26 protein-coding genes are annotated in these 25,852 nt (G+C 49.8%); 9 read left to right on the forward strand and 17 right to left on the reverse strand.

Features of this window, described 5'->3' with window-relative positions; genetic code table 11:
* Positions 1 to 918: 918 nt before the first annotated feature.
* The 3 genes from OH663_RS02175 to OH663_RS02185 all read left to right on the forward strand — a co-directional run bounded on the left by OH663_RS02175 (position 919) and on the right by OH663_RS02185 (position 3,111).
* Entirely contained in the window at positions 919 to 1,689 is a 771-nt protein-coding gene (locus OH663_RS02175; RefSeq protein WP_200009985.1) for a winged helix-turn-helix domain-containing protein, read from the forward strand.
* The gene (locus tag OH663_RS02180; RefSeq protein WP_048220566.1) at positions 1,679 to 2,197 is read left to right on the forward strand and encodes a hypothetical protein; all 519 of its coding nucleotides are present in this window, start codon (positions 1,679 to 1,681) and stop codon (positions 2,195 to 2,197) included. The genes OH663_RS02175 and OH663_RS02180 overlap by 11 nt, the downstream gene beginning before the upstream one ends.
* Before the next feature lie 377 nt (positions 2,198 to 2,574).
* The gene (locus OH663_RS02185) at positions 2,575 to 3,111 is read left to right on the forward strand and encodes a redoxin domain-containing protein (protein WP_045447490.1); all 537 of its coding nucleotides are present in this window, start codon (positions 2,575 to 2,577) and stop codon (positions 3,109 to 3,111) included.
* Positions 3,112 to 3,238: 127 nt separating this feature from the next.
* Here the strand turns inward: OH663_RS02185 and gss are convergent, their stop codons facing one another.
* Together gss and OH663_RS02195 are read right to left on the reverse strand one after the other, a co-directional pair.
* On the reverse strand, positions 3,239 to 5,098 hold the full coding sequence (gss, locus tag OH663_RS02190; protein ID WP_200041821.1) for a bifunctional glutathionylspermidine amidase/synthase: 1,860 nt from the start codon (positions 5,096 to 5,098) through the stop codon (positions 3,239 to 3,241).
* A 151-nt stretch (positions 5,099 to 5,249) separates the two neighbouring features.
* Entirely contained in the window at positions 5,250 to 7,538 is a 2,289-nt protein-coding gene (locus OH663_RS02195) for an FdhF/YdeP family oxidoreductase (protein ID WP_200009990.1), read from the reverse strand.
* 218 nt (positions 7,539 to 7,756) lie between these two features.
* Here OH663_RS02195 and yghU point away from each other — a divergent pair, with 218 nt between their 5' ends.
* Entirely contained in the window at positions 7,757 to 8,623 is an 867-nt protein-coding gene (gene yghU / locus OH663_RS02200; protein ID WP_045447499.1) for a glutathione-dependent disulfide-bond oxidoreductase, read from the forward strand.
* 49 nt (positions 8,624 to 8,672) lie between these two features.
* On the opposite strand, the gene hybG is transcribed toward yghU, so the two are convergent.
* From hybG to yghX, 11 genes are all read right to left on the reverse strand, one after another.
* The gene (gene hybG, locus OH663_RS02205; protein WP_003024459.1) at positions 8,673 to 8,921 is read right to left on the reverse strand and encodes a hydrogenase maturation factor HybG; all 249 of its coding nucleotides are present in this window, start codon (positions 8,919 to 8,921) and stop codon (positions 8,673 to 8,675) included.
* 30 nt (positions 8,922 to 8,951) lie between these two features.
* Positions 8,952 to 9,293, reverse strand: a complete 342-nt coding sequence (gene hypA / locus OH663_RS02210; RefSeq protein WP_045447504.1) for a hydrogenase maturation nickel metallochaperone HypA — start codon at positions 9,291 to 9,293, stop codon at positions 8,952 to 8,954.
* Complete coding sequence (gene hybE, locus OH663_RS02215; RefSeq protein ID WP_200009991.1) at positions 9,286 to 9,774, reverse strand: hydrogenase-2 assembly chaperone; 489 nt, start codon at positions 9,772 to 9,774, stop codon at positions 9,286 to 9,288. The genes hypA and hybE overlap by 8 nt, the downstream gene beginning before the upstream one ends.
* On the reverse strand, positions 9,767 to 10,261 hold the full coding sequence (locus OH663_RS02220; protein ID WP_200009999.1) for a HyaD/HybD family hydrogenase maturation endopeptidase: 495 nt from the start codon (positions 10,259 to 10,261) through the stop codon (positions 9,767 to 9,769). The genes hybE and OH663_RS02220 overlap by 8 nt, the downstream gene beginning before the upstream one ends.
* Positions 10,261 to 11,964 carry a hydrogenase 2 large subunit gene (hybC, locus tag OH663_RS02225; protein ID WP_045447513.1) on the reverse strand — a complete coding sequence of 568 codons (1,704 nt, stop codon included), beginning with the start codon at positions 11,962 to 11,964 and terminating at the stop codon, positions 10,261 to 10,263. The genes OH663_RS02220 and hybC overlap by 1 nt, the downstream gene beginning before the upstream one ends.
* On the reverse strand, positions 11,961 to 13,139 hold the full coding sequence (hybB, locus tag OH663_RS02230; RefSeq protein ID WP_048220555.1) for a Ni/Fe-hydrogenase cytochrome b subunit: 1,179 nt from the start codon (positions 13,137 to 13,139) through the stop codon (positions 11,961 to 11,963). The genes hybC and hybB overlap by 4 nt, the downstream gene beginning before the upstream one ends.
* Entirely contained in the window at positions 13,129 to 14,115 is a 987-nt protein-coding gene (hybA, locus tag OH663_RS02235; protein WP_045447519.1) for a hydrogenase 2 operon protein HybA, read from the reverse strand. Before hybA ends, hybB begins: the two co-directional genes overlap by 11 nt.
* A 2-nt stretch (positions 14,116 to 14,117) precedes the next feature.
* Positions 14,118 to 15,236 (reverse strand): hydrogenase 2 small subunit, encoded by a 1,119-nt coding sequence (gene hybO / locus OH663_RS02240; protein ID WP_045447522.1) that lies wholly within the window; start codon positions 15,234 to 15,236, stop codon positions 14,118 to 14,120.
* Positions 15,237 to 15,426: 190 nt separating this feature from the next.
* The gene (locus OH663_RS02245; protein WP_045447525.1) at positions 15,427 to 15,714 is read right to left on the reverse strand and encodes a DUF2623 family protein; all 288 of its coding nucleotides are present in this window, start codon (positions 15,712 to 15,714) and stop codon (positions 15,427 to 15,429) included.
* A gap of 85 nt (positions 15,715 to 15,799) precedes the next feature.
* A complete protein-coding gene (locus tag OH663_RS02250; RefSeq protein WP_048220552.1) occupies positions 15,800 to 17,440 on the reverse strand; it encodes a methyl-accepting chemotaxis protein in 1,641 nt (546 codons plus the stop codon).
* Positions 17,441 to 17,655: 215 nt separating this feature from the next.
* On the reverse strand, positions 17,656 to 18,543 hold the full coding sequence (gene yghX / locus OH663_RS02255; protein WP_045447530.1) for a YghX family hydrolase: 888 nt from the start codon (positions 18,541 to 18,543) through the stop codon (positions 17,656 to 17,658).
* Between the two features lie 154 nt (positions 18,544 to 18,697).
* Between yghX and OH663_RS02260 the strand changes: the two genes are divergently transcribed.
* The gene (locus OH663_RS02260; protein WP_200010002.1) at positions 18,698 to 19,738 is read left to right on the forward strand and encodes an aldo/keto reductase; all 1,041 of its coding nucleotides are present in this window, start codon (positions 18,698 to 18,700) and stop codon (positions 19,736 to 19,738) included.
* 149 nt (positions 19,739 to 19,887) lie between these two features.
* On the opposite strand, the gene OH663_RS02265 is transcribed toward OH663_RS02260, so the two are convergent.
* Positions 19,888 to 20,391: an ESA_00282 family adhesion-associated protein gene (locus tag OH663_RS02265; protein ID WP_200010003.1), complete on the reverse strand. Its 504-nt coding sequence runs from the start codon at positions 20,389 to 20,391 to the stop codon at positions 19,888 to 19,890.
* A gap of 104 nt (positions 20,392 to 20,495) precedes the next feature.
* Between OH663_RS02265 and OH663_RS02270 the strand changes: the two genes are divergently transcribed.
* Together OH663_RS02270 and OH663_RS02275 are read left to right on the forward strand one after the other, a co-directional pair.
* Positions 20,496 to 20,900 (forward strand): hypothetical protein, encoded by a 405-nt coding sequence (locus OH663_RS02270; protein ID WP_200010004.1) that lies wholly within the window; start codon positions 20,496 to 20,498, stop codon positions 20,898 to 20,900.
* A 1-nt stretch (position 20,901) separates the two neighbouring features.
* Complete coding sequence (locus OH663_RS02275) at positions 20,902 to 21,309, forward strand: hypothetical protein (RefSeq protein ID WP_045447542.1); 408 nt, start codon at positions 20,902 to 20,904, stop codon at positions 21,307 to 21,309.
* 79 nt (positions 21,310 to 21,388) lie between these two features.
* On the opposite strand, the gene exbD is transcribed toward OH663_RS02275, so the two are convergent.
* Entirely contained in the window at positions 21,389 to 21,814 is a 426-nt protein-coding gene (gene exbD, locus OH663_RS02280) for a TonB system transport protein ExbD (protein WP_045447545.1), read from the reverse strand.
* A gap of 6 nt (positions 21,815 to 21,820) precedes the next feature.
* Positions 21,821 to 22,555 (reverse strand): tol-pal system-associated acyl-CoA thioesterase, encoded by a 735-nt coding sequence (gene exbB, locus OH663_RS02285; RefSeq protein WP_045447548.1) that lies wholly within the window; start codon positions 22,553 to 22,555, stop codon positions 21,821 to 21,823.
* A gap of 250 nt (positions 22,556 to 22,805) precedes the next feature.
* On the opposite strand from exbB, the gene metC reads away from it, so the two are divergent.
* Together metC and yghB are read left to right on the forward strand one after the other, a co-directional pair.
* Entirely contained in the window at positions 22,806 to 23,993 is a 1,188-nt protein-coding gene (metC, locus tag OH663_RS02290; protein ID WP_048220546.1) for a cystathionine beta-lyase, read from the forward strand.
* A gap of 131 nt (positions 23,994 to 24,124) precedes the next feature.
* Complete coding sequence (gene yghB, locus OH663_RS02295; RefSeq protein WP_045447552.1) at positions 24,125 to 24,784, forward strand: DedA family general envelope maintenance protein YghB; 660 nt, start codon at positions 24,125 to 24,127, stop codon at positions 24,782 to 24,784.
* Positions 24,785 to 24,844: 60 nt separating this feature from the next.
* Here yghB and OH663_RS02300 read toward each other — a convergent pair whose 3' ends face one another.
* Positions 24,845 to 25,744 (reverse strand): AraC family transcriptional regulator, encoded by a 900-nt coding sequence (locus OH663_RS02300; protein ID WP_045447565.1) that lies wholly within the window; start codon positions 25,742 to 25,744, stop codon positions 24,845 to 24,847.
* Between the last annotated feature and the right edge of the window lie 108 nt (positions 25,745 to 25,852).

Genomic DNA, 25,852 nt, shown 5'->3' on the forward strand with positions numbered 1-25,852 from the left:
ATTAAAAGACTGTAAAAATTCAAATGATAATAAGTCTCCATTCATTTAAAATGAGAATTTGAATATAGACAAAGATATCTATAAGACTAATCTCATACTATAATCTTTATAATAAAAAATTCAATCCACTTGATTTGCAAAAAATTACATTCATGGACGATGACTACGACTGCAGTTGGAAAAACTTCACTTCACAATTCGCCAATTTTGCAGGTTCAAAGACTTTGCTTGTCGTATATAATAAGCGAAAAGCATCACACGCTACTGGCCAATGTTTTAAGTCTCTTGATGCTTTGCAATTTTTCTATTATTTTATTAGTGTGATTTTTTAGCCCTTTCATGAAGGGTGAAACACCATCTTCTAAAAACATCGGTCATTTACAAATCAATCAATGACCTAATGACTCTGGAGAACCTTAATCGTTATGAGATAAATATTACCTCGCCACACGTTGATATTAACGCGCCTGATCCCTTATCAACTTGAGCAAATGAATAGCGATGCAGAAACACAAAATCTTGTCCGTATCAGCGCTTTTCAGTAACGTATCAATAGAATAATGAAGGTAAGAATCATGAGTAAGAACGAAGTAATTCCTGTTTAGCAGAACTGATAGCTACTGTTGTGCGCCTTAACATTCCGGATATCCGAGGGAATAACGACATATTGGAACTGTATGTTTCAGGGAGTTTTTATCAAAAAAAAACGAGTCTAGAATAAAACCCCTCAAATAAACCAGGTATTTGTATCAAAAAAATACGCATCTATAGATATTTAAACTGATAGTTTAAATTTTTATGTCAAAAGACAAAAATAAAACACTACATTTTAGGCAATCAGGCAGTTCATCATTCTGCAACAAGAAAGAAGAATTGTGATGGTTTATAATTAAGTGATACTCTGTTAATGAATAAAAAATGAAATATATTATTAACAATGAAGTTACATTCAGAAGTGATGACGGTGTTTTGACAAGCCTGAGTATACCTGACAATTCAGTAATGCTATCTATTACAGCAAACCGAATCCTGACTTATCTGCTGCAGCAGGAAGGGAAAGTCGTCGCCAGAGAAGAGATGTTCATCAATGTCTGGGACAAAAATGGTCTGCAGGCATCAAATAACTCACTGAGCCAGTATATTTCCCTGATTCGCAAAGGATTGCTGGAGCTTGGTTGTGAGCAAGAAATCATTCAGACTGTGCCACGCGTAGGCTTTTTTATTGCTGAGGGTTTAATATCTGTGGCAGAAGAGCATCCTCGTGTCTCCTTCTCCCCCCCTCACATCGCTAAAATCATCCCTCCGATTTCGAAGCGAGTAAAAATAGCGCTGCTCACTACCATCTGCCTCTCGCTGTTTATGCTTTCTTACCCGGTAATGTCTTTATTTAGTGGCAAAGAAAACAGCATTCCTGTCCTGCCATTGCACAAACTCGGCAACATTGACCAATGTCCGGTTTATACCCTTTATAAAAGTTCGCAAGAAGTGGCTCCAGTCAAGCTTGAGCAGGCCAGAAAGATGGCTGATTTACACCTGAAATGTCAGCCCGGTGCATCATTTATTTTTCAGCCTGACGACCTGTATGTTTACGGCGAAAAGGGGCGTGTTTTTCTGTCCCGCTGTACTTTCAAAAATGCAGAAAAAACGAAATTTGCCGGATGCAAGGATGTATATATACATGAATATTAAAAATAAAATATTGCTTTCTTCCTCAGCCATGTTGCTGGTATGCAGCGCCCTGTTAAGTCTTAATGGTGTGACAGTCATTCCTGCTCATCACGGGATAAGTGTGCGCTGCATTTCCATACTTTCGCTTCCTGAACTACCTGGAGGCGGGAAATACAATGGCAGCCTGATGGTTCAACTCCAGAAAGATAACACTGGCATTTTGGATTTTGCTGGCGTCATATCAACGCAAGCAGAATCAGGCAACCGTCCCGAAAAACAACTCATCTTGCAACGTTCTGTCAGCTTCGATTATCGAATTGAAGAAAACGGTACTGTGTTTATGAACGAGATGAAAATGAACAAACATAATATCGATGACGTTCCTGATAAGTTGTTTACCCGTAATATATTTGACCTGTCTATGCCTGAAAAACGCGTACAGATTTATGAAATTAACAACGCTTATCTGTTAGGGAATACCTTTTCTCCGACAAACGTTTGTGTCAGCAAAGCAGAGTACCAAAGCTAACGGCTTATCCTGACCTGTCCCTTTTCAAGGTCACCTCAACCCGTTCCTGTTTACCAGTAAACATATCCGATAAGCACACCTTCCAGCCTGGGTGTGGAGTTTTCCTTGCATATAGTATCGAATCAAAACCACATTGACAGGCGATTCTGCCTGCGCATACAATCGAATGATACCGAGTCGATACTATTATCCCACAGGGAGAGTCGCCATTTTCTTTCACGCGGGTTGGCCGGTATGACGGGCTAATGCATCCGTTCACGCGCCGCTGCTTTGCGTCGAGGATGTATTTAAAGTTACCTTCGTAAACCAATGCTGCCGGGTAAAGTAAACCAGTAACTGATACTAACCCGCAGATCCATGCGGATTCTGGAGAGAACATGAATAAGATTCGTCATCCGCGCGCACCAGCCCTGACTGTTGAACGCTGGTTTAATACACCACAGCCGATAACCCTGGAGTCACTGCGCGGCAAGGTCGTGGTGATGGAATCATTCCAGATGCTGTGTCCAGGCTGTGTATCTCACGGGTTACCGCAGGTTTCTCGCGTTTACGCCACTTTTCCGCAGGATAAGGTGGCAGTGATCGGGCTACACACTGTTTTCGAACATCATGATGTGATGACCGCACAAGCGCTGAAAACCTTTCTTTCAGAATACCGTATCCCCTTTCCCGTCGGAGTGGACATGCCGTCTGCGGAAAGCGACATTCCTCAAACCATGCAGGCCTACACTATGCGCGGTACACCGACACTGACGTTAATTGATCAGCAGGGATACTTACGCCAGCAATATTTTGGTCAGGTAGACGACCTGGCACTGGGGGCAGAAATCGGCGCGTTGTTGAGCGAATCTCTGTCTGTTTCCTCAGAAGAACCTGTAACATCAGGGTGCAGCGATGGCCAGTGTGCACTGTAAGTCCAGACCCAACACCACTATTCAAAAAAAACCGCCCTGATGGCGTTTTTTACTTTTTGGATTTTCAATTACGGCTCGCTCGTTAAAACCCCGCGATGGCAAATCAGCCAGCACGGGGATAGCAAGGCTACGCCTTCACCACAATCAACGGTTCGATATCGCTCTCTTTTTTAATCACCAGCGACTCATCACCGCGCAGGCAGGTGCCACCGTAGTTACCGCCTACGGTGAACGTACAGACCTGAATATATTTACCAGCAACCTTTGGCAGACACCAAAGCTGTTGGTAAATGTTCTTCTGCTCTGCGAACTTACCGCTGGTCTTATCCAGTAACTCTTCCTCATGACTCACCAGATCGATGTTGCTGCCACAACGTCCTGCAATAGGTTTCACCGCATAACCGGTTTGTGCCAGTTCGTCGTTGACAGTGAAATCCGTATCAAGCAGATAGCGATGATGTGGGAACAGTTGCCACAGGATCGGCAAAATCGCCTTATTACCGGGAATAACCGTCCACAGTGGCTCAAAGACCAGCACTTCCGGGCGCAGCAGCACGTCGATCAAGCGCACTTCCTGGTGGGTGTGTCCGGTACGAATCGGAACAGCGGCGTACTCGGTTTCGCTCACCTCGCGCACCTGCTCAATCGCGGTTTCCCATGCCCAGGTTTTCCAGACACAGTTCACCAGACGACCGTCGCCATCAATCAGTTGTCCCGCTTCATCCCAACGCAACTCGTCCAGACCACGCAGGATTTTGCTCTCGAAACCAGCCTGATGTAGCGCCTGCTGCATAAACTGCGCGTGGTAGTTCTCCTCAATGTCCTTATCCTGCATGATATGTACGAAAGGACGCGCACGACTGTGCTTCCAGGCGCCCGCCAGTTCGTTAATCAACCCTTCTGCAGGATTGTGCCCCTGCCCCGTGTAACCCCGTTCAGCCCATCTTTCAAGGATCAGGCCGGCTTCAGTATGGCACGATGCAGAATCGGCGTTGTATTCGTATACCTTCAGCCCACGCTCATCCATACAAAAATCCATACGACCGGTGATCATATGATGGCGACGACGCTGCCAGGAAAGGCGCAGTCGTGGCCAGAGGATTTTCGGGATATCAAACAGAGCCAGCAGATTATCGTCTTTCAGCACTTTATCAGTGGCGTGGAGATACATCAGATGCAGCTCGTTGGTCGCTTTTATCAGCTCCTGCTCTGCACTCTCGGTAATGGTGAAGTACTGGTGTGGGTCCTGATTAATCACGTGTCCGTTCGCCAGCACGTAGGCTTTTTGTAGCGGATCCCGCTCATCCAGCCATTTGCCATCAAATTGCCCTTTATCTTCCAGGCGTGCACCGTCAATTTTCAATGACTCGTTGGCGATTTCCGGCTGCGGCAGGCTGTATCGGGTGTCGTCAGTCTGGATCATCCAGCCAAGGATCGTGGTGTCATCAAAGGTATCACGCAGCGTGTAGCAGCCATTTTCGACCACCATCTCCAGTTCGCGAGTCCATTGCTGTCCAGGAGGCAGCGGCGTGTGGATCACATTCTGTTCAGCAATGCGGATTTTTTTTTCCAGTAGTTGAGTGATAATTGCCACATGGCCGGTATCTTTGAACTCGCCACCTTTTTGCCAAATAAGCAGCGCACCTGCTACCGGTGCCCGGGGTGAGCCGTTGGGGAATGCCTGAAGCGGCAGGATATTATCATTCACTACTTCACGCAGAAAGCGCAAGGAGAAGATCTCCCACGCCATGCCCACATCCGTGAACACCACACCATAGTTGAGGAAAAGAAAGCGGCGCGCAAACTCAACGCACTGCCATTTGTGGCCCATATATTCATCGTCGATATAGCTGCGAAAGGCGGCATCATCGTCATAGTCCCGCGGGTCGAGGGAGCTGTAATCTGAAGAGTAGATTGCTACGCCGCCTGGGGCGTAGCCCAATAATGTCCCGAATGGGGCATCCTGACTGGTCGTTCCTTTGCTCATGCACCTTACCTCAAAACAATACAGCCTGAGCAGTCTGGCGTGAATTTTCGCTCTGATTGCCTGCTCTGCGACACTAACCGGACAGAGGTCGACCTATCATACACCTCAACGCAGCGACTGGCGCTCAGAGGAGAAAAATTCACATCAGGAACTACGCTTTCATCAGGATAACCGGAACGCTTTTATATGCCGGGGTCAAACTTTCCGTGTCGACCGCATCGAGTGACAGCAGCACGTTCGCTTCCGGCAAATACGCACCAATGGAACCCGCCGCCATGTCGTAAATCACCACCGTTAGCCCGTACATCATGCGTTCAACACAAGGCTGCCCGCTATCGTCCAGTGCCTGAACGTTCACAACATCACCTTGAATCAGACCACGAGCAGTCGCTTCATCTTCACTTAAAAAAACCACATCGCGCCGACCGGTAATGCCACGGTAACGGTCGTTCATCCCATAAATAGTGGTGTTGTACTGGTCGTGGCTACGCAACGTTGCCAGCACCAGCGCATCAGCAGGTTGGTTTTCACGTTCGATTGCGCGCTGACGGCTGACGACAAAGTTGGCTTTACCATTCGCAGTTCGCCACTCGCGACGTGATGCTGGCGTATCCATGCGAAACCCACCCGGCTCAGCGATACGTGCATTGTAATCATGAAACTCCGGGATAACGGCTTCGATAGCCTCGCGGATCAGCGCGTAATTACCTGCTAAGTCTTCCCAGTTTACCGGCGAATGAAGAAGTGTGGCGCGTGCCATTCCAGCCACAATGGCGGGTTCGGATTTTAACCATCTGGAGGCCGGCTTCAGCCCACCGCAGGAGGCATGCACCATCGACATCGAATCCTCGACGGTTACAGACTGAACACCGGTAGCCTGTATATCGCGTTCCGTTCTGCCCAGCGCAGGCAACAGGTAATTGTGTTTTGCCAGCAGCAAATGCGATCGGTTCAGCTTGGTCGCGATATGGACCTGCATATCCAGCTTTTTTATCGCCGCGAAGGTACGTTGCGGTTCTGGCATCGCCACCGCCAGGTTGCCTCCCATGCAAATGAGGGCTTTCGCCTCGCCCCGTTCGATTGCCCGAATACTTTCCACGCTGGATCGACCATGTTTACGCGCAACGGTGATAGAAAAATGTGCTTCGAGCCGCTGCAGGAAATCTTCTGATGCCGCCTCATTGATCCCCACAGAACGGTCACCCTGTACATTCGAATGACCACGCAGAGGGCAAATCCCCGCCCCCGTCTTACCGATGTTGCCTTTAAGCAACAGCAGGTTCACCAGTTGCTGAACATTTTCCGTACCGTTTTTATGCTGGGTGATACCCAGTCCGTAACAAATGATGGTGGCGCGGGACTTATTGTAGTTGTGTGCCAGATCTTCCATCTGGCTACGCGTCAGACCGGAATCCAGTTCCAGTTCCGCCCAACTACGCTGGCGTAAATCCTCATACAGCGCAGAATATCCGGCGGTATGTTCATCAATAAACGCATGATCGAGCGTCGGCGGTTGATCGAGCAAGATCCGCGCCTCATCCATTTCGATCAACGCCTTCATAATACCCTTGAGCAATGAGGCATCGCCGCCCATTTTGACCTGGTAGTAGTCGCTGCTGAGTTCCGTCGCCTGGCCGGTGAACATCTCTTTCGGACTCTGCGGGAAGCTAAAGCGCTCAAGCCCTCTTTCGGTCAGCGGATTGATGGAGATAATTTTGGCCCCACGGTTGGCGACATCGCGTAACGTGGTGAGCATGCGCGGATGATTAGTACCAGGATTATGTCCAATGCAAATCACCAGATCACAATGGTTAAAATCGTCAAGTTCTACGGTTCCTTTCCCCAAACCGATTGCCCGCGTCAGCCCGGCACTGGTTGGGCCGTGGCACATGTTTGAACAATCGGGAAAGTTGCTGCTGCCGTATTCGCGGGCAAACAACTGGTAAAGGAACGCTGCCTCGTTTGAGGTTCTGCCGGATGTGTAAAATTCTACTTGCTGTGCTGAATCATAGCTGCGCAGGCGCTCGCCAATTTCCTGAAACGCAATGTCCCACTCGACAGCCTGCCAGGTGTCAGTTCCGGCATCGTATTTCATCGGATGCGTCAAACGGCCTGTATTTTCCAGTTTATAATCGCTGTATTGCCACAAGGTTGAAACCGGATGGCGGCTAAAAAACGCCGGTGACGCTTTCTTCGTGGTGGTTTCCCAGGAAACTGCCTTTACGCCGTTTTCGCAAAGCTCCATCGGCGCACGATGACCCGGATCTGGCCATGCGCAACCCGGGCAGTCGAACCCCTTCACCTGGTTCATTTTAAACATCGCGATAATGTCGCGCACGACTGCCTTTTGCGAAAACACTGAAGCAGTGACGGCTTTTACCGCGCCCCACCCACCCGCCGGTCCCTGATAACCGCTTACTCCTGGAACACCCTTTTTCATTATTACTGCTTATTGACCGCCAATGATTGATGGTGAGTACGGTAGCAATTTCCGTCTTACATTGATTTCCTCTTGATGGAGTACGGTCTGAGTACAATGAACGGGTTATATTTATCTTCCCCTTTCAGCACAAAGCGACATAAAGTCCCAATCTGTTAAATTGAGTTCTACCTAACTGCTACACTGCTTCAACACAACCACTCAGAAGGCAGGTCAACATGTCAGACAATACTTATCAGCCCGCGAAAGTCTGGACGTGGGATAAATCAAACGGCGGCGCATTCGCCAATATCAACCGCCCTGTTTCCGGTGCCACACACGAGAAAACGCTGCCAGTCGGCAAGCATCCATTGCAGCTTTACTCGCTGGGTACGCCAAACGGTCAGAAAGTCACGATTATGCTGGAAGAACTGCTGGCGCAAGGGGTGAAGGGCGCGGAATACGATGCCTGGATTATCCGCATTGGCGATGGAGATCAGTTTTCCAGCGGCTTTGTGGAAGTGAATCCCAACTCCAAGATCCCGGCTTTGCGCGATCATTCGCAAAACCCGCCAGTTCGCGTGTTTGAGTCTGGCGCCATCCTGCTTTATCTGGCGGAAAAGTATGGTTATTTCCTGCCGCAGGATCTGGCGAAACGTACCGAAACGCTGAACTGGTTGTTCTGGCTACAAGGAGCGGCGCCCTTCCTCGGCGGTGGCTTCGGACACTTCTATAACTATGCACCGGTTAAAATTGAGTACGCGATCAATCGCTTTACGATGGAAGCCAAGCGTTTACTCGACGTGCTGGATAAGCAGCTGGCGCATCATCAGTTTGTGGCAGGGGATGAGTACACTATTGCCGATATGGCAGTATGGCCATGGTTTGGCAATGTCGTTTTGGGGAACGTCTATGACGCGGCAGAATTCCTTGATGCGGGAAGTTATAAAAATGTTCAGCGCTGGGCAAAAGAGATTGCAAAACGCCCGGCGGTTAAGCGTGGTCGCATTGTAAACCGCACTAACGGTCCGCTTAACGAGCAGTTGCATGAACGCCATGACGCCAGCGACTTCGACACGAATACCGAAGATAAACGTCAGGGTTAAAATAAGATGCCGGATTAGCCTGTTCGCTATCCGGCATTTTCAGAAGTGGTCACGCGCTGGTGACGTCATACTCCATACGGCGAAGTGCATCTAACGTGGCTTTAGCTTCATCTTCATCAATGATGCTCATGGCGAACCCTACGTGCACCAGCACCCATTGCCCAACCAGCTCGGCAGTATCACCTTCACAAATCAGGGCAATATTGACATCGCGTTTGATGCCGCACACTTCAACCTGCGCAAGCTGGTGAATATCCTCACCAACGGCCAGAACCTGACCCGGGACTCCAATACACATATCTGACTCCGCCCCATAGCAACCTATGGGCTATTCGACTTCTATACTTTTAACTTTCAGTGAATCGCCGGCATCAACCCGCAAACGATCGCCCTGACAGAGTGGACACTGCGCATCATGCTGGGTGATCTCCACGACCTGACTGCAATCCCAGCACCAGGCCTGGGCAGGTTTGTAATCAATGTGTAATTCACATCCCTGCGCCAGCGTGCCCTGGCAGACGATGTCAAAACTGAAACGTACGGCGCTCTCTTCAACACACGAGAGCGCCCCAATTTCCAGCCAAACGCCGGTAACACGTTTTACATCGTGCTGCTCTGCCTGCTGTTGAATAATTTCAACCGCGCTCTGGCAAAGAGACAGCTCATGCATTTTCGCTACTCCGGCGGCCCAACAACAGTGCCCGACGTCCCATTTGCGGCGCATTCGGGTCGCTAACAGGTAACGATAACAACATTCGTGCACAATCGTCAGTCAGACGGATACCCTCTTGTGCCGACATGCTGTGCGAAAGCGGTGACATCAACGAACAGGAAAAGTACTGCGATACGCCATCAAGTTCGCCAACGGTAAATGTCATCTCGCCATACGGCAGACGCAGCCCGATTTTCTCACTGACCTTACGTACGGGCCAGACCTGGTCTGGCCCCGGGAAAATCAGTGCGCTGAGCATCCAGGGCGTGATAACACACCCCGTCCACTGCCCTTCAAACAGCGAAAAATCAGAAACATACACCGGCATATTCGGATGCAAGAAAGAAAGATCGTGCATCGAACGTCGGGCTACTTCTTCAAACGCAGCCTGAATCTGCTCCTTCGGGGCCGCCTGAAAGCCCAAAAACTCTTCAGACATGGGCCGTCTCCCGAGGGATCGCTTCCACACCCGATTCGCGCAGCGCAACAAGAACCTGCTCAAGAGCAGGTTCAATCATGGCTTCAACCGTCGGGGTGAGACCGATATGCGGCTCCAGCGATTCCGGAATAACACCAACCAGAGTCAGTTTTTTCGGGAACTCGCCGGTAAAGCGCAGGGCCGACAAAACATCGGCCAGGCCAAGCTGGTGCGGTGAGATTTTGTTGGTAAACAGCGCCGGAATCTCTTCATCCCGCAGGACCATCATGGTTCCCGGCGTGTTTTTTCTCGACACAATGGCGTCAGCAATGATCAGATGATCTCTGTTCGCCATGTCGCCGAGAAGTTCCATCCCAGCCGTACCGCCATCCAGAACGTCAACATAGTCTGGCAGGATGTATCGTTGTTCTAATGCCTCAACGATACGTACCCCGATGGCTTCGTCGGTCAGCAAAATATTGCCGACCCCTAAGACTAATATCCGCATTACAGAACCTTAACTGAGACCACTTCGTTCCCGTCAACGTCCACCACATGCACCGCACATGACATACAAGGGTCGAAGGAGTGAATGGTACGAACCACTTCCAGCGGTTTGTTTGGATCAGCGATTGGCGTGCCTACCAGCGAACGCTCGTACGGCCCTACTTCGTCATTGAAGTTACGTGGGCCAGAGTTCCAGGTTGACGGAACAACCGCCTGGTAATTACTGATAATGCCGTCTTTAATCACCATCCAGTGAGAAAGCATACCGCGCGGCGCTTCAAGGAAACCGACACCTTTGAATTCGCCTGTTGCCGGAATATCCGGTTTCACGAAGGTTGTGTGGTCGCCTTTACCGATGTTCACGATCAGCGCATTGTACTGATCCTGCAGAACGTTCTGCAGTTCACAGCAGTGAACGGTACGGCCAATAATACGGCCCAGCGTGGAATGCAGTTGCGCTACTTCGATCGTTTTACCGGTCAGCTTCGTATAGATTGCAACGATTTCATTCAGCTTGGCATGGGTAGATTCGCGTTTCGCTGCCAGCTTACACAGCATGTTGGCCAGCGGACCCACTTCAACCGTTTTACCGTAGAAGGTCGGTGCTTTAACCCAGGAGTATTTGCCATCATCTGACCAGCCAGTGTAATCAGGAACCGTTGTGCCTTCCCACGGTGCCTGCGGCGCTTCGTCTTTGTACCACGCGTGTTTCGCACTCTCCTGGATCCCTTTAATCAGGTATTCATCAGAGTGAGAGGTGATCGGACGATAGGTCGACAGATCGGCATCGGTGATGTAACCGCCCGGGAACAGGAAGCTGCCGTTTTTACCGTCAGTCGGGAATTCCGGCGCGCTCAGATAGTTAACCGCACCCTGACCGCGTTCCAACCACTCCGGATAGAACGCCGCAATGACAGCGGTATCCACCTTGTAAACCTGCTCAACAAAGTCGCTCAGCTTATCGATGAAGGACTTGATGTACATCAGGCGTTCAAGGTTCAACACGCCGAGACCGTCGAGGTTAATTGGGTTCGCAACCCCGCCTACCGCCAGGTTCTGAATGTGCGGTGTCTTACCGCCCAGCAGCGCCACGACGCGGTTTGCATCACGCTGGCATTCCAGCGCCTGCAGGTAGTGTGCGACCGCAATCAGGTTCACTTCCGGCGGTAACTGCATCGCCGGGTGGCCCCAGCAACCATTAGCAAAAATACCTAACTGGCCGCTGGCAACAAGGTCTTTAATCTTGTTCTGAACCTTGGTGAACTCTTCCGCACTGTTCAGGTGCCAGGTCGACACACCGTTCAGCATCGCCGAGGCCTTCGCTGGATCGGCTTTCAGCGCAGAGGTGATGTCCACCCAGTCCAGCGCAGACAGCTGGTAGAAGTGCACGATATGGTCATGCGTGGTGTGCGCTGCCAGAATGATGTTACGGATGTACTGTGCATTCACGGGAACATCAATGTTCAGTGCGCTTTCTGCTGCACGCACAGAAGAGATAGCGTGAGTCGTGGTGCAAACACCACAAATACGCTGCACAATCATCCATGCATCGCGCGGATCGCGATTCTTCACGATCTCTTCCATGCCGCGCCACATGGTACCGGACGCCCATGCTTTAGATACCACGCCATTTTCGATTTCGCAGTCGATGCGTAAATGGCCTTCAATACGGGTTACCGGATCAATAGTAATTCTCTGGCTCATGCTTTGCTCGCCTCATGACGATTTTGATCGTTTTGTTTTAAAGGAGGAAGTATCGGCAGTAGACGAATGAGTACGATGTATGCACAAATCTCAATAGCCACAAAACCAATAGAAATCAACAGTTCTTCCCATGTCGGGAAGTAGTGGTAGCCACCACCAGGATTAAATGCCACCAGCGAATAGGACAGACGCCATGTCGCACAGCCCAGCAATGCACTCAGCGCAGACATATACAGCATACGCGAGTCATTACGCAGCTTAGCGATGCGCAGGACTACCAGCGGGAAGACCATCAGCACGACTTCAATCCAGAACATCACGGAGTAAAGATCGCCTGCAAACGCATACGACAATTTGTCGCGATAGATCAACTCGCCAAAGCGCAGGACGACGAATATCGCCAGCAGGACGCTAATCGTATTTGTCAGCTTGATGAACAAACTTTTCTCGTCCGGACCGTTACCTTTCAGGCCGGCTTGTACCAACGAGCCTTCAAAAATGACGATCGAGAAGCCCATAATGAAGGCGGTTAATACAGAGAAAAGCGGCAACATTTCATAAGCTTGCCATAGCGGATGGACCTTATAGCCTGCAGAAATCATCAATGAACCCATTGAAGACTGGTGCATAGTCGGCAGCAGCGCACCGAGGGCGATAATAAAGAACATCACTTTGTTCAAACGCTTGAGGGAGACTTTCCACCCCAGACGCTCAAACAAGGCCGGAGCAAATTCCAGCGCCATAATGCCGATATAGATGGTCATACAGACCGCCGTTTCGAACAGTACCGAGTTCACGTTAAAGTGGCCCGGAATGTAGAAATACGGCAGGTTCCAGTAGCGACCTACGTCAATGGTGATCGACAGGCCACCCAGCGAGTAACCAAACAGGCTCGCCAGTAGCGCCGGGCGAACCAGCGGATGATATTGCCCTCTGTTGAAAACATATACTGCCCACGCCAGCGCCCAACCGCCGCACGCGAAGCCAGTACCGATCAACAGGTCAAACGCGATCCACACACCCCATGGGAAACCGCCGTTCAGATCGGAGACAGACCCCAATCCGAAGACCAGACGTTTCACGATCAGGAGCATACACAGGACGATTAACGGCCCAAAAATAATGACCGGTTTGCTGACTATTTTTCCGCCCAGCGGTTTAGGATCATGACTCATGATCGTCTCCTCCATCGTGATGGTCGTTTTTCGTGTTACGACGAACCAGCACGGTTAAGCCCGCCAGCGCAGCCAGGGGTAAAATCATGCCCTTATACAGGGAATGTTGAACATGTTCGGAACGCGCACCGGTTGAAAGATCATCCAGTTTTGGCAGATCCAAATCTTCGTAAGGAACACCGGTCAGCACCATAACCTGCGTACCGCCGCCTTCCTTTTCACCGTACAGGTGCGGGTAGTACTTCGGTACCGTATGCAGATAGGTATCACCGGCTTTCACTGTCTGACGCGGATAGTGGTATTCGCTGCCAGGCTTCAGCGCGAGACGTTTTTTCGCCTCAGCCATCAGCTCTTCACGCGTACCAAAAATCACGGCACCAGCAGGACACACTTCAACACACCCCGGTAAACCACCTTTATCCAGCCGTTCAACACCTTTCTGGTTACAAAGCTCACACTTGTGCAGCGCACCAAACGGGTTGTTGTAGTCGTATTTAGGGACATTGTACGGGCAAGCAACCATGCAGTAGCGACACCCGGTACAAACATCTTTGTCATAGTGGACAATGCCGGTTTTCGGATCTTTTTTCAGCGCGGAGACCGGGCAAACAGAGACACAGTTAGGATCGACACAGTGCATACACTGTTTCTTAATGTATGCGTAACCGTTCTCTTCCTGATCTTTGTTAACACCTGTTCCGCTACGCCACACCTGAATGATGTTGTTGGTATACGGTGACAATTTGTCGTTGTTCGACCAGGTTTGCTCGCCTTCCGGGTTACGCGCCGGGAAGTTGATATCCTGACACTTGGTGACACAAGCCTGGCAGCCTACGCACAGCGTCGAGTCATAGAGCATCCCAAGAGAACCCGGGATCGGCGGACGGTTTTCTGCAGCCGCATGGCTGACGGACGGCGCAGCGCCCAACAGCAACGCTCCGCTGGAGGCTGCTTTAATAAAGTTACGTCTGTTCACGGTTATTCTCCCCGTGAGTCAGCGTTATCTTTCTTTTGCTGACGCCCCAGTTCACGTACCGCCATCACGCTGACGCCGGCAACCAGTCCTACTACGCCACCAAGCAGCCCAACAGCCCCGGCTGAAATGTTGCCGCCTTCTTTTATGTTGACATCAGGCTTCTCAGAACGCGGAGTCTGGTTTTCCACATGGGCGAGCTGGTGAATGCCTTTATGGAAACCAATGCCCTCTTCGTTACAGCCGTAGCACGGGTGACCAATTGCCACCGGCCACACGCCACCAACATCACAGAACTGCAATGTTGAGCAGTTGCCATACGTTTCTGGTCCTTTACAGCCCAGATGGTAGAGGCACCAACCTTCACGGTGACCTTCATCGCCAAACTCTTTGGCAAAGCGACCAGCATCGAAGTGCGGACGACGTTCACAATGCTCGTGAATCAGACGACCATAGGCAAATGTCGGACGGTTTTTCGCATCCAGCTTCGGTGGTTTGCCATAGGTGATGATATGCGCGACAGTCGCGAGGAAGTTATGCGGGTTCGGCGGACAGCCGGGGATATTGATGATGGTTTTGCCTGGCAGAACTTCTTGCAAACCGACGGCACCCGTTGGGTTAACGCCAGCGGCAGCAACACCACCCCATGCGGCACAAGAGCCGATAGCAATGATAGCTGCTGCACCTTCTGCCGCTCTACGGATGTGATCCACAATTGGCTCACCGGCAACCATGCAGTAAATACCATTATCTTTTAGTGGGATAGAACCATCTACCACCAAAACATATTGCCCTTTGTACTTCTCCAGAGCGTTATGTTTATTCTCTTCAACCTGATGGCCGAAGGCGGCGGAGAGCACCTCATGGTATTCCAGAGAGATTGTCTCAAGGACGAGGTTTTCCACTGTAGGGTGTGTCGCACGAAGCAGAGATTCAGTACAACCCGTACATTCCTGAGCACCGATCCAGATAACTGGCGGGCGCTGAGGACGGGAAACTGATTCTGCCATTTCTGCGGCGGCTTTGCTACTGAGCCCCATGGTAGCGGCCAGTGCTGCACAAAGCTTCATGAAATCACGGCGATTGATGCCGTTCGAATTGATGAGAGAATTATCTCCAGTCATTTTATTGTTATTCCGTTGCGAAGACCTGGCTTTTTATTTTGCACCATTCGCATGTTGCATATTGCGATCGGCGCGCCATTTACCACACTTTTTATATGGTTATGTGCATTATAATACTTCGGCGGAGCAACAAAACGAAGGCGTAGGTCAATAGTGTAATTAATTAAAGCAAGATAATACCCCTTTTGGATCAAGCTTCGAGCCGATAGCCGGCCATGAAAAACCGAATTGTTGTACTCGACTGGTTCTCTTTAAAGAAATCCATCACCATCTCTTTATCCAGTCCATAACGACGCGTCAGGATCCCCGCCTCCCACGCGCTAAGCTGTCGATCACCCGTTTTTTCAAACATACGATGCGAAAAACCGAGCACAAATCCGCGCTTATAGTCAGCACAAAAACCAGCCACTTTACGTGCACTGTCCGCACTTGAGGCGTTTAACCCGGCCATCAGGCCCTTACCAAAATGGTTGTCCATGCATATTCTCCAATCGCTATATAACAAATTATATAGCGATTTTTTAAGCAAAGACCAGAGGTATCACGCACTTTTTTGTGCCAGATTAAAAGGCCACCCATTCGTCCGTTTTAGGTGTCGCAGGTGTTCTGCTTTCTTCTGCAGAGGAAGCGGTGTTAGTTGAAGCGTATTGCACATCATTTGCAGAAAGCCGGAACTGCTGTACAGAGCGCTGTAGTTCTTCAGTCTGCCGCTCCAGTGCAACCGCCGCAGCAGAAACCTGTTCCACCAGCGCGGCGTTCTGCTGGGTCACGCTGTCCATTTGCGTAATCGCCACGCTGACCTGCGAAATACCTTTATTCTGTTCCTCAGAAGCAGAAGCGATTTGTTTCATAATGACGGTCACTTCGGTCGCACCGCGCAGAATTGCTTCCATCGTCGAGCCAGTCTCTTTAACCAGACGAGCCCCCTGATCGACACGGCGCGCCGATTCGCCAATTAATGTCTCTATCTCTTTCGCCGCCCCGGCACTACGACTGGCGAGATTGCGAACCTCACCGGCGACCACCGCAAAACCACGTCCCTGCTCGCCAGCTCTGGCAGCTTCGACTGCAGCATTGAGCGCCAGAATGTTCGTCTGGAAGGCGATACTATTAATAACTGAGGTAATTTCAGCGATCTGTTTCGAGCTGGCCGCAATACCATCCATTGTGTCGACCACTTGCGAAACTAACGTGCTACCTTTACCCGCCGTTTCTGTCGCAGTGTCGGCAAGCTGGCTGGCTTCGCGCGCGTTTTCAGCGTTCAGTTTTACCGTTGCGGTCAGCTGTTCCATGCTGGCTGCGGTCTCTTCCAGCGCAGCTGCCTGTTCTTCAGTACGTGAAGAGAGATCATTATTGCCGCTGGATATTTCTGTTGCCCCACGCCAGATGTTGTCGCTTCCCGAACGAATCGTGCTCACAGCTTCACGTAAGCTGTCCTGCATCGCGGACAGTAAAGGCACCAGTTGGCCCACGCAGTTACGCCCTAATTCTTCAATTGGATGACTGAGATCGCCCTGCGCAATCTGACGGAACTGTTGGCGAATACGCGCCAGCGGCTTCACCATCATTGAAACGAGGTAACGGTCGGTAAAGATAAGGATTGCAATCCCCAGGATGACGGCAGTGATAATTAACGTCCGGATGATAGACGTCTTGCTGTCAACCATAACACGTGTCGTATCCAGCCTCTCACCCGCAGTGGTATTAAAACGCTCGGCGCTGGCGCCAAATTCACGGCTCAGTGCAGGTGTGACGGTACTGGCATGTTCTGACCATGCCGTGAGGGTTCCCTGCTGCGCCAACTGCATTTGTGGGGTCACGCCTTTGTCCAGCAGTGCTTGCCACTTCGCCAGTACTGCGGCAGCAATTTCCGGATCCATCGGCCCTGGAGACAGTTTCTTCATCTCCTCAAGCTTTTTACTCATGTTATTCAGCGATTGTTGGGCAGGAGCAAAATCAGGTGTTCCCCCGCTAATTTTGACATCCATTGCCCGACTTAAACGCGTCACAAAACGGAAATACTGATCGTTTCCCTGGCTGAGAATCGTCATCTGCTGTACCAGATGGCGATCAATATCATTCCCTTCTGAGATTTTTGATAAAGAATGGAGACTGAATAAACCCACGCCCGACCAGAGCAGGCAAAAAAGTCCAAGTATTGCCAACATAACAATACGAATAGTGAAGTTTTTCAGCAAACGCATAATAATTTCCTTGCCGTTGATGAGGGGATTCGCCATCAGGCGAGACTTACCCTTGTTATCGGCAGAGAGCAGAGAAGATATAATGCGTTTGTTATTTTTTTACTTTTTTAAGTACATCTTAGTCTTTTCCGGCCATATCAATATGAATGCTAATGAAACCAGGTAGCATTCTTATTCAGATAACTAACCAGGTTAACTAAATAATGCCTTGTTTTTTATTGTAAATATTTTTTAAACCATGAGATAGTCCGCTCCCAGGCTAAATCGGCAGCGGCTTTATCATAACGCGGCGTTGAATCATTGTGAAAACCATGATTAACCCCAGGATAGATAAATGCTTCATAGACTTTCTTATTGGCCTTCAGCGCTTCTTCATAAGCTGGCCAGCCTTCATTAATACGCTCATCTAATGCTGCATAGTGTAATAACAAAGGTGCATTGATTTTAGGGACATCTGACGCAGGCACCTGCCGCCCATAAAAGGGAACGGCACAGGCCAGTTCAGGAAAGGTGACAGCCGCTGCATTTGATACGCCACCTCCGTAGCAAAATCCGGTTATGCCGACCTTCCCCGTCGCTGTCGGATAACGCTGCATAAATTCAACTGCGGCAAAAAAATCGTTCATCAACTTAACAGGATCAACCTGTTGCTGTAATTCCCGGCCTTTATCATCATTCCCCGGATAGCCCCCTACTGAACTTAATCCATCCGGTGCGAGTGCCATATAGCCAGCTTTAGCCACCCGCCGGGCGACATCCTCAATATACGGATTCAACCCACGATTCTCATGTACAACAATGACCGCAGGTATTTTCCCCGACACTTTCACAGGCTTAACCAGATAAGCCCGCACATCGCCGTGCCCTTCAGGTGACGGGTAGGTAATGTACTCTGCCAGAATATCGGGATCGGTAAATTCCACCTGCACCGCCTGGGCATAATTCGGTTTCAACAAATTAAATAATGCCAGCGCCGTCATGCCGCCAACTGCATATTTCGCCGCTATATTGAGGAACTCTCGTTTAGATATTTTACCGTGAGCATAATAGTCATAGTAATTGAGTAGCTCCTGTGGAAAGTCTTTGGCTGTCAAACGCGGCATAGTTCCACTCCTGCATGATGTTTTTTTAAGCAAAGCACAGCGGCCTGTTTTTGCCCAGTTTTTCATCCCAATGTGACTTGTGAACGGGATATTCATCGCTAACCCGCTAGAATAGAAACGTTGTTTCGAAATTCACCTGCACTAAGGAGATCTCATGGCCTGGTTTGCCAATACTGAACGTTATGAGCAGATGCTCTATCGCTACTGTGGCCGTAGCGGTTTGCGCTTACCCGCGTTGTCGCTGGGTTTATGGCATAGTTTTGGACACGTTCAAGCACTGGATTCACAGCGTGCCCTGCTGCGCAAAGCATTTGATCTGGGGATCACCCATTTTGATTTAGCCAATAACTACGGGCCGCCTTCGGGTAGCGCGGAAGAGAATTTTGGCCGATTACTGCGCGAAGATTTTGCTCAGTATCGTGATGAATTGATCATCTCCACCAAAGCAGGCTATGACATGTGGCCGGGACCATACGGTTCGGGCGGATCGCGCAAGTACCTGCTTGCCAGCCTTGACCAAAGCCTGAAACGGATGGGACTTGATTACGTTGATATATTCTATTCTCACCGCGTGGATGAAAACACGCCAATGGAAGAGACCGCTGCTGCGCTGGCCCATGCCGTGCAAAGTGGCAAAGCGCTGTATGTCGGTATTTCATCCTATTCGCCCGAACGAACTCAAAAAATGGCAGAGCTGCTGCGGGAATGGAAAATTCCGCTGCTGATCCACCAACCCTCCTACAACCTGCTTAACCGCTGGGTAGACAGCAGTGGTTTGCTCGATACGCTGGAATCCAACGGCATGGGCTGCATAGCTTTTACGCCACTGGCCCAGGGATTACTGACGGGGAAATATCTCAACGGCATTCCGGAAGGTTCGCGCATGCAGCGTGAAGGGAAAAAGGTCCGTGGACTGACGGAAAATATGCTGTCGGAGGCGAATATTAATAGCCTGCGCTTGCTGAACGAAATGGCGCAACAACGCGGACAGTCAATGGCGCAGATGGCGTTGAGCTGGTTACTGAAAGATAACCGGGTGACGTCAGTCTTAATCGGTGCCAGCCGACCTGAACAACTGGAAGAAAACGTTCAGGCATTAAGCAATCTGACATTCAGTGTAGAAGAGCTGGCGCAGATTGATAAACACGTCGCCGATGGTCAGCTTAATCTGTGGCAGGCGTCATCAGACAAATAATCGTCTGTAATACTGTGCCGGGTGGCGGCGTTGCCGGCCCCGGCCAGAATGTTTCAGTACTTATGTCGTATCAGCTGGTCATCACAACTACCGAGAGCACAAAGTTCAGAGGCATGATGATGTAGTACAGTACTGAAATAACAGACGCCTCAAATCTCTTCCGCTTTGATCTGCGGACGCTGGTACTCCGGCCATACCAGCGCGACGAGTGTGGGGTAGGCTTCCAGACTGAACTCCCTGAAGCATTGTCGCAAATTGAGCACGTCCAGATCGGCATGTGGTACTTTCTCCCCACTCAGACAGCGCTTTTTGATGTTGTCGTAATATTTATACACCGCAGAGTTGAGATCGCTACAGCGTCGCTGTGAGTCAAATAGCCCAGGAGTTTCATTCAATTCCACCATTGTCATCCGTTTTATCGTCGAGTGAATAAAATCAATATATTCGTGGTTAACCCGCCAGTACCATACTGGGGTGATCGAATTCATCAGTACCGCAAAATGATCTTCACCCTCTTCTTTGCTTAGTATTTCTGGTTGGTTTGCTGATGTAAAATCCTCTGCATATAGGTTTTTATTTGTACTACGCATCAGAAAAAGTACACCGCAGGTAAGTAATAGCAGGGTAATAACAGAATAAAATATACTGTTCATATGCAGGCTCCGTTTTTTTTGATTTTAAATTTACCCCATGTTATTGTCAACGCGGCCTATCTTATTAAAAACATCCTATCATTGGCAGCAAAGGATATATCAACATGCTTCCCGAGCATCTTGTTCCCTCTCACTTTCATTTATCCACTTCCCCGAGCAATACCAGCACCACAGAAAATAGTGAAAATTTGACTCAGGGAAAGATTACGTTAAGCGATTATGAAAAAGATATTTTGATCAGTTCCGCAGCGACCGGACAGTCACGAAATATGCTGTTTGAAGAGCGCGATCGTCATTTAAAAGAACGCCTTTTTCACGTAGCAAAAATTGAATCGTTCACGCGCTTGCTAAATGCCTTACAGGCAGAGGGTGACATTAACTCTCAAGAATTAAGTGAAATTCTGACTCAAAAAACGAACATGATAAATGAACATGGCAATAAAATTTGGCTTAATTTAATTACTCGTGAAACCGACGCCCCCATTTTTTATTCTCTGGTAGAAAAATAAGATGAAAGATGTTGAGGATAATAATGTTTATTTAGCTTTAGATAACCATAAAAGTGATGAGTTTGTCTTAAAGCAAAATCTGGCGGTGTTAATTGCCAATAAGAACGCGACGCTGGAAAGCGTAGCTCAGGATATGGTCTCAATACCCGCAGCGCTGGTACGTATGAAATGGCAAAATCGCCGTGAAATCTATGCCCTGCAGGCTAAAGAAGAGATCTACGGGGCCGCTATTGAAGCCATCATTGCCCGGCAACCAGAGTTGCGCGACAAAATCATGGCACGCCTGGAAAGCACATATCAACATATACTCGCTCGCGAAACAGCCACATTACGCCTGACACGCAAGCTGTCAGAGGGGAACTACGAAGCAACCAGAATCACTACAGTCGCGTTGGACGAAGACAGATAGTCTAAGGTGATAACGGGGGAAGAAAACGCGGAAGTGGAAGGCCGGGTAAGGCTAACTGCATCACCCGGCAACAAAGAGGTTATTTTGCTTTCACAACCTCTTCACCAACCAAACCAATCTTCAGGAACCCTGCCTGGTGCAGCGTATCCATTACTTTCATCATGGTTTCATAGTCGACGGTCTTATCAGCACGGAAGAAGATAGTGGTATCTTTCTTCCCTTCCGTCAGCGCGTTCAGCTCGCTAATCATGGTTTCATCCGTCACCTGCTCGTTACCGATGAACATGGTGTTATCGGCTTTCACTGACAGGTAAACCGGTTTCTCCGGACGCGGTTGCGGCGTACTGGTGGATGCAGGGAGATTCACCTTCACATCCACAGTTGCCAATGGCGCTGCCACCATAAAAATGATCAACAAAACCAACATCACGTCGATAAACGGCGTCACGTTTATTTCGTGCATTTCACCGTTATCGTCCAGGTTTTCATTAAAGCTCATTGCCATGGAACATTATCCTACACGTAATTTCTGCGCAGCACGTACCGGATGAGCAGCAGCGCTTGCGCTCAGGTCCAGATCGCGACTTTGCAGCAACAACACCTGTGCCGCGACATCACCCAGCATAGCTTTGTAGCTGCCTATCTGACGTGCGAAGATGTTGTAGATAACAACCGCAGGAATTGCCGCTACCAGACCAATTGCAGTCGCTAGCAGAGCTTCTGCAATACCCGGTGCAACAACGGCCAGGTTAGTCGTTTGAGTTTGAGCAATACCGATGAAGCTATTCATGATGCCCCATACCGTACCGAATAGCCCCACAAACGGAGAAATGGCCCCGATGGTCGCCAGGTATCCATTACCTCGGCCCATCTGACGGCCGACTGCGGCGACACGACGCTCAAGGCGGAATCCGGTACGCTCTTTGATCCCTTCGTTGTCATCACTGCCTTCTGACAGTTCCAGCTCGTTCTGTGCTTCGTTAATTAGCAGTGAGCCCAGGCTTTTGGTATCAAATCCAGCGGCAATCTCACTTGCCTGATCTAAAGAGCGGGCTTCAGCCAGCATTTGCTGTTCACGCTTAAGGCGGCGCTTCTGTGTAAAGAACTCAAGGCTCTTGCTAAAGAAGATAGCCCAGGTGACCACTGATGCCAAAATCAGCCCAATCATCACGCACTTAACCACGATATCGGCGTGCTGATACATACCCCAGACGGAAAGGTCCGTCTGCATCAAATTATTACCCACTCTGTATCTCCAGGACGCAAATCACAAAATCTGAGCGTAATCATATCAAAACGACGTCGAATTGATAGTCGTTCTCATTACTATTTACATAGTGCCGCACCTTTGGTTTCTTTTCCTTGCGCTTACGCAGTAAAAAAGTCACCAGAATCATTTTGAGATTATTTTCTACTTTATGACCGCCGTGCAGGGTGCATGATGCTGGATCCATGCTAGTTTAGACATCCAGACGTATAAAAACAGGTATTAAAACATGGCAGACAAGCATCTTGAGACCAAACTTGTTCAGGCAGGGCGCAGTAAAAAGTACACGCTGGGCTCCGTTAATAGCGTGATCCAGCGCGCTTCTTCGCTGGTGTTTGAGTCCGTTGAGGCAAAAAAACAGGCTACGCACAACCGTGCTAACGGCGCTCTTTTCTATGGTCGTCGCGGAACGCTGACACATTTTTCACTACAGGAAGCAATGTGTGAACTGGAAGGCGGTGCGGGATGTGCCCTTTTCCCATGCGGTGCAGCAGCCGTCGCCAACACAATTCTGGCCTTTGTTGAACAAGGCGACCATGTGCTGATGACGAACACGGCCTATGAACCAAGCCAGGATTTCTGCACCAAAATTCTCGGCAAGCTCGGCGTCACAACCGGCTGGTTCGATCCGCTGGTGGGCGCCGATATTGTGAAACACATCCGGCCGAACACCAAAGTCGTATTTCTGGAGTCACCCGGCTCAGTCACGATGGAGGTGCATGATGTTCCGGCCATCGTTGCCGCGGTCAGAAGCGCTGCACCTGACGCAATCATTATGATCGATAACACCTGGGCTGCCGGAGTACTGTTCAAAGCATTGGATTTTGGTATCGATATCTCGATTCAGGCTGGCACCAAATACCTGATTGGCCATTCCGATGCGATGGTCGGTACGGCGGTGGCAAATTCCCGTTGCTGGGATCAACTGCGCGAGAACGCTTATCTGATGGGACAAATGCTGGATGCAGATACCGCCTATATGACCAGCCGTGGATTACGTACCCTGGGCGTTCGCCTGCGCCAACATCATGAAAGCAGTTTAAAAGTTGCCGAGTGGCTGGCAAGCCATCCGCAGGTTGCCCGCGTAAATCACCCTGCGCTACCGGGCAGCAAAGGCCACGAATTCTGGAAACGTGATTTCACGGGCAGCAGTGGACTGTTCTCATTCGTGTTGAATAAAAAACTGAATAATGAAGAGCTGGCGGCATATCTTGACCACTTTAGCCTGTTCAGCATGGCTTACTCCTGGGGGGGGTTTGAATCACTGATTCTGGCGAATCAACCTGAACACATTGCGGCAATCCGTCCGGAAGGAGAAGTGGACTTCAGCGGGACACTCATTCGTTTACACATCGGTTTAGAGAATGTTGATGATCTGATTGTGGATTTAGCCGCAGGATTTGCCCGAATCGAGTAACATTGCCGCAGATGGACATATATGCAGACACTTCTGGTGGAAAAGTCTGCAATTGTTGCGTCCGGGATCAAGGCATCCCGGACAATTCAGGAGTACAATCCACTCATAAACGCTGTTCCACAGGAAAGTTCATGGTCGTCATTCAAGATATTATCTCCGCGCTCTGGCAACACGATTTTGCCGCGCTGGCAGATCCGCACGTTGTGAGCGTTGTGTACTTTGTAATGTTTGCCACACTGTTTTTAGAAAACGGCCTGCTGCCTGCCTCCTTTTTACCCGGAGACAGCCTGCTGTTGCTGGCAGGGGCACTGATTGCACAGGACGTGATGAGCTTTTTACCCACCATCGCTATTCTGACAGCTGCAGCCAGTCTGGGCTGCTGGTTGAGCTACATTCAGGGACGCTGGCTGGGCAACACGCGCACGGTAAAAGGCTGGCTGGCACAATTACCCGAAAAATATCACCAACGTGCCACCTGTATGTTTGACCAACATGGACTAATGGCGCTGCTCGCCGGGCGTTTCCTGGCGTTTGTTCGCACTTTGCTGCCTACGATGGCGGGAATTTCAGGCCTTCCTAACCGTCGATTCCAGTTTTTTAACTGGCTGAGCGGTCTGCTGTGGGTCAGCGTCGTCACCAGCTTTGGCTATGCGCTCAGCATGATCCCGTTCGTTAAACGCCATGAAGACCAGGTCATGACCTTTTTGATGATCCTGCCGATTGCACTGCTAACAGCAGGTCTGCTGGGAACCTTATTTGTGGTGATTAAAAAAAAATACTGTAGTGCCTGAGTAACAGCCATCGCCATCCGGTACACATTACCGGATGGCGCTTCTGCGACATCCTCAAAATCAACTCCCCTGCATCGTTCGTATTCTTGCCGCATCCTCACCCGGCGTCACACCAAAGTAGCGTTTGAACTCGCGGCTAAACTGCGATGCACTCTCATAGCCTACCCGCATCGCCGCCGCACTGGCTTTCATGCCGTCATGAATTATCATCATCCGCGCTTTATGCAGGCGATAACTCTTCAGATATTGCAGCGGGGAAGTGCTGGTTACCGATTTAAAATTATGATGAAACGCCGATACGCTCATATTGGCCTCTGCCGCCAGTTGCTCGACGTTGAGGTTCTCGGTGTATTTGTTCTCAATCCGCTTCAACACACGGCTTATCAAACTGAAATGCGTCTGGCGGCTGACCAGTGCGAGTAATGCGCCACCACGTGGCCCGGTCAGCACATGGTAAAGGATCTCGCGAATAATCTGTTTCCCCAGGATGCGCGCGTCCAGCGGTCGCTCCATTACATCCAGTAAACGCTCAGCTGCGCAGAGAATCTCGTCCGAAAGCGTGGCAGAGTTGATTCCGCTTGCCGCCATTGAGGGTTGAAACAACTCGTCCTCACCAATATCCATCAGCAACTCCTGCAATTGCAGAATATCAACATTCAGGCGGATACCGGCCAGCGGAACCTCCGGTGTCGCATAAGTTTCACATTCGAAGGGTAAAGGCACTGTCAGTAACAGGTATTCGTTGGCGTCATAACGAAATACACGTTCGTTTATGTAACCGATTTTATGCCCCGAGAAGAGAAATATGATGCCAGGCTGATACATCACTGGCGTACGCTGTCCCGGCTCAGTGCCATACAGTAAGCGAACATCAGGCAGTAGTTCGTTTAATCTATTTTCATTGTTTTTCAGTTTGTTAACTTTATCTGTCAACAGAAGACAGATCTCATCGCGGTTCATAGAGCACCATTTCATTATCGGTTTTCGACCTTGATATAGTGCGCATATTTATCCGTTTTCTCCAGCAGTCTGTAGAAATGGGCAAGACATTGGCAGAAATGAGCATTG

Origin of the sequence: Citrobacter sp. Marseille-Q5395, from assembly GCF_947057495.1 — a bacterium.
GTDB lineage: Bacteria > Pseudomonadota > Gammaproteobacteria > Enterobacterales > Enterobacteriaceae > Citrobacter > Citrobacter murliniae.

Excerpts from the sequence above, each read along its gene's own strand:
- OH663_RS02175 (WP_200009985.1), top strand. The coding sequence starts at position 919 with ATGAAATATATTATTAACAATGAAGTTACATTCAGAAGTGATGACGGT.
- OH663_RS02180 (WP_048220566.1), top strand. The coding sequence starts at position 1,679 with ATGAATATTAAAAATAAAATATTGCTTTCTTCCTCAGCCATGTTGCTG.
- OH663_RS02185 (WP_045447490.1), top strand. The coding sequence starts at position 2,575 with ATGAATAAGATTCGTCATCCGCGCGCACCAGCCCTGACTGTTGAACGC.
- gss (WP_200041821.1), bottom strand. The coding sequence starts at position 5,098 with ATGAGCAAAGGAACGACCAGTCAGGATGCCCCATTCGGGACATTATTG.
- OH663_RS02195 (WP_200009990.1), bottom strand. The coding sequence starts at position 7,538 with ATGAAAAAGGGTGTTCCAGGAGTAAGCGGTTATCAGGGACCGGCGGGT.
- yghU (WP_045447499.1), top strand. The coding sequence starts at position 7,757 with ATGTCAGACAATACTTATCAGCCCGCGAAAGTCTGGACGTGGGATAAA.
- hybG (WP_003024459.1), bottom strand. The coding sequence starts at position 8,921 with ATGTGTATTGGAGTCCCGGGTCAGGTTCTGGCCGTTGGTGAGGATATT.
- hypA (WP_045447504.1), bottom strand. The coding sequence starts at position 9,293 with ATGCATGAGCTGTCTCTTTGCCAGAGCGCGGTTGAAATTATTCAACAG.
- hybE (WP_200009991.1), bottom strand. The coding sequence starts at position 9,774 with ATGTCTGAAGAGTTTTTGGGCTTTCAGGCGGCCCCGAAGGAGCAGATT.
- OH663_RS02220 (WP_200009999.1), bottom strand. The coding sequence starts at position 10,261 with ATGCGGATATTAGTCTTAGGGGTCGGCAATATTTTGCTGACCGACGAA.
- hybC (WP_045447513.1), bottom strand. The coding sequence starts at position 11,964 with ATGAGCCAGAGAATTACTATTGATCCGGTAACCCGTATTGAAGGCCAT.
- hybB (WP_048220555.1), bottom strand. The coding sequence starts at position 13,139 with ATGAGTCATGATCCTAAACCGCTGGGCGGAAAAATAGTCAGCAAACCG.
- hybO (WP_045447522.1), bottom strand. The coding sequence starts at position 15,236 with ATGACTGGAGATAATTCTCTCATCAATTCGAACGGCATCAATCGCCGT.
- OH663_RS02245 (WP_045447525.1), bottom strand. The coding sequence starts at position 15,714 with ATGGACAACCATTTTGGTAAGGGCCTGATGGCCGGGTTAAACGCCTCA.
- OH663_RS02250 (WP_048220552.1), bottom strand. The coding sequence starts at position 17,440 with ATGCGTTTGCTGAAAAACTTCACTATTCGTATTGTTATGTTGGCAATA.
- yghX (WP_045447530.1), bottom strand. The coding sequence starts at position 18,543 with ATGCCGCGTTTGACAGCCAAAGACTTTCCACAGGAGCTACTCAATTAC.
- OH663_RS02260 (WP_200010002.1), top strand. The coding sequence starts at position 18,698 with ATGGCCTGGTTTGCCAATACTGAACGTTATGAGCAGATGCTCTATCGC.
- OH663_RS02265 (WP_200010003.1), bottom strand. The coding sequence starts at position 20,391 with ATGAACAGTATATTTTATTCTGTTATTACCCTGCTATTACTTACCTGC.
- OH663_RS02270 (WP_200010004.1), top strand. The coding sequence starts at position 20,496 with ATGCTTCCCGAGCATCTTGTTCCCTCTCACTTTCATTTATCCACTTCC.
- OH663_RS02275 (WP_045447542.1), top strand. The coding sequence starts at position 20,902 with ATGAAAGATGTTGAGGATAATAATGTTTATTTAGCTTTAGATAACCAT.
- exbD (WP_045447545.1), bottom strand. The coding sequence starts at position 21,814 with ATGGCAATGAGCTTTAATGAAAACCTGGACGATAACGGTGAAATGCAC.
- metC (WP_048220546.1), top strand. The coding sequence starts at position 22,806 with ATGGCAGACAAGCATCTTGAGACCAAACTTGTTCAGGCAGGGCGCAGT.
- yghB (WP_045447552.1), top strand. The coding sequence starts at position 24,125 with ATGGTCGTCATTCAAGATATTATCTCCGCGCTCTGGCAACACGATTTT.
- OH663_RS02300 (WP_045447565.1), bottom strand. The coding sequence starts at position 25,744 with ATGAACCGCGATGAGATCTGTCTTCTGTTGACAGATAAAGTTAACAAA.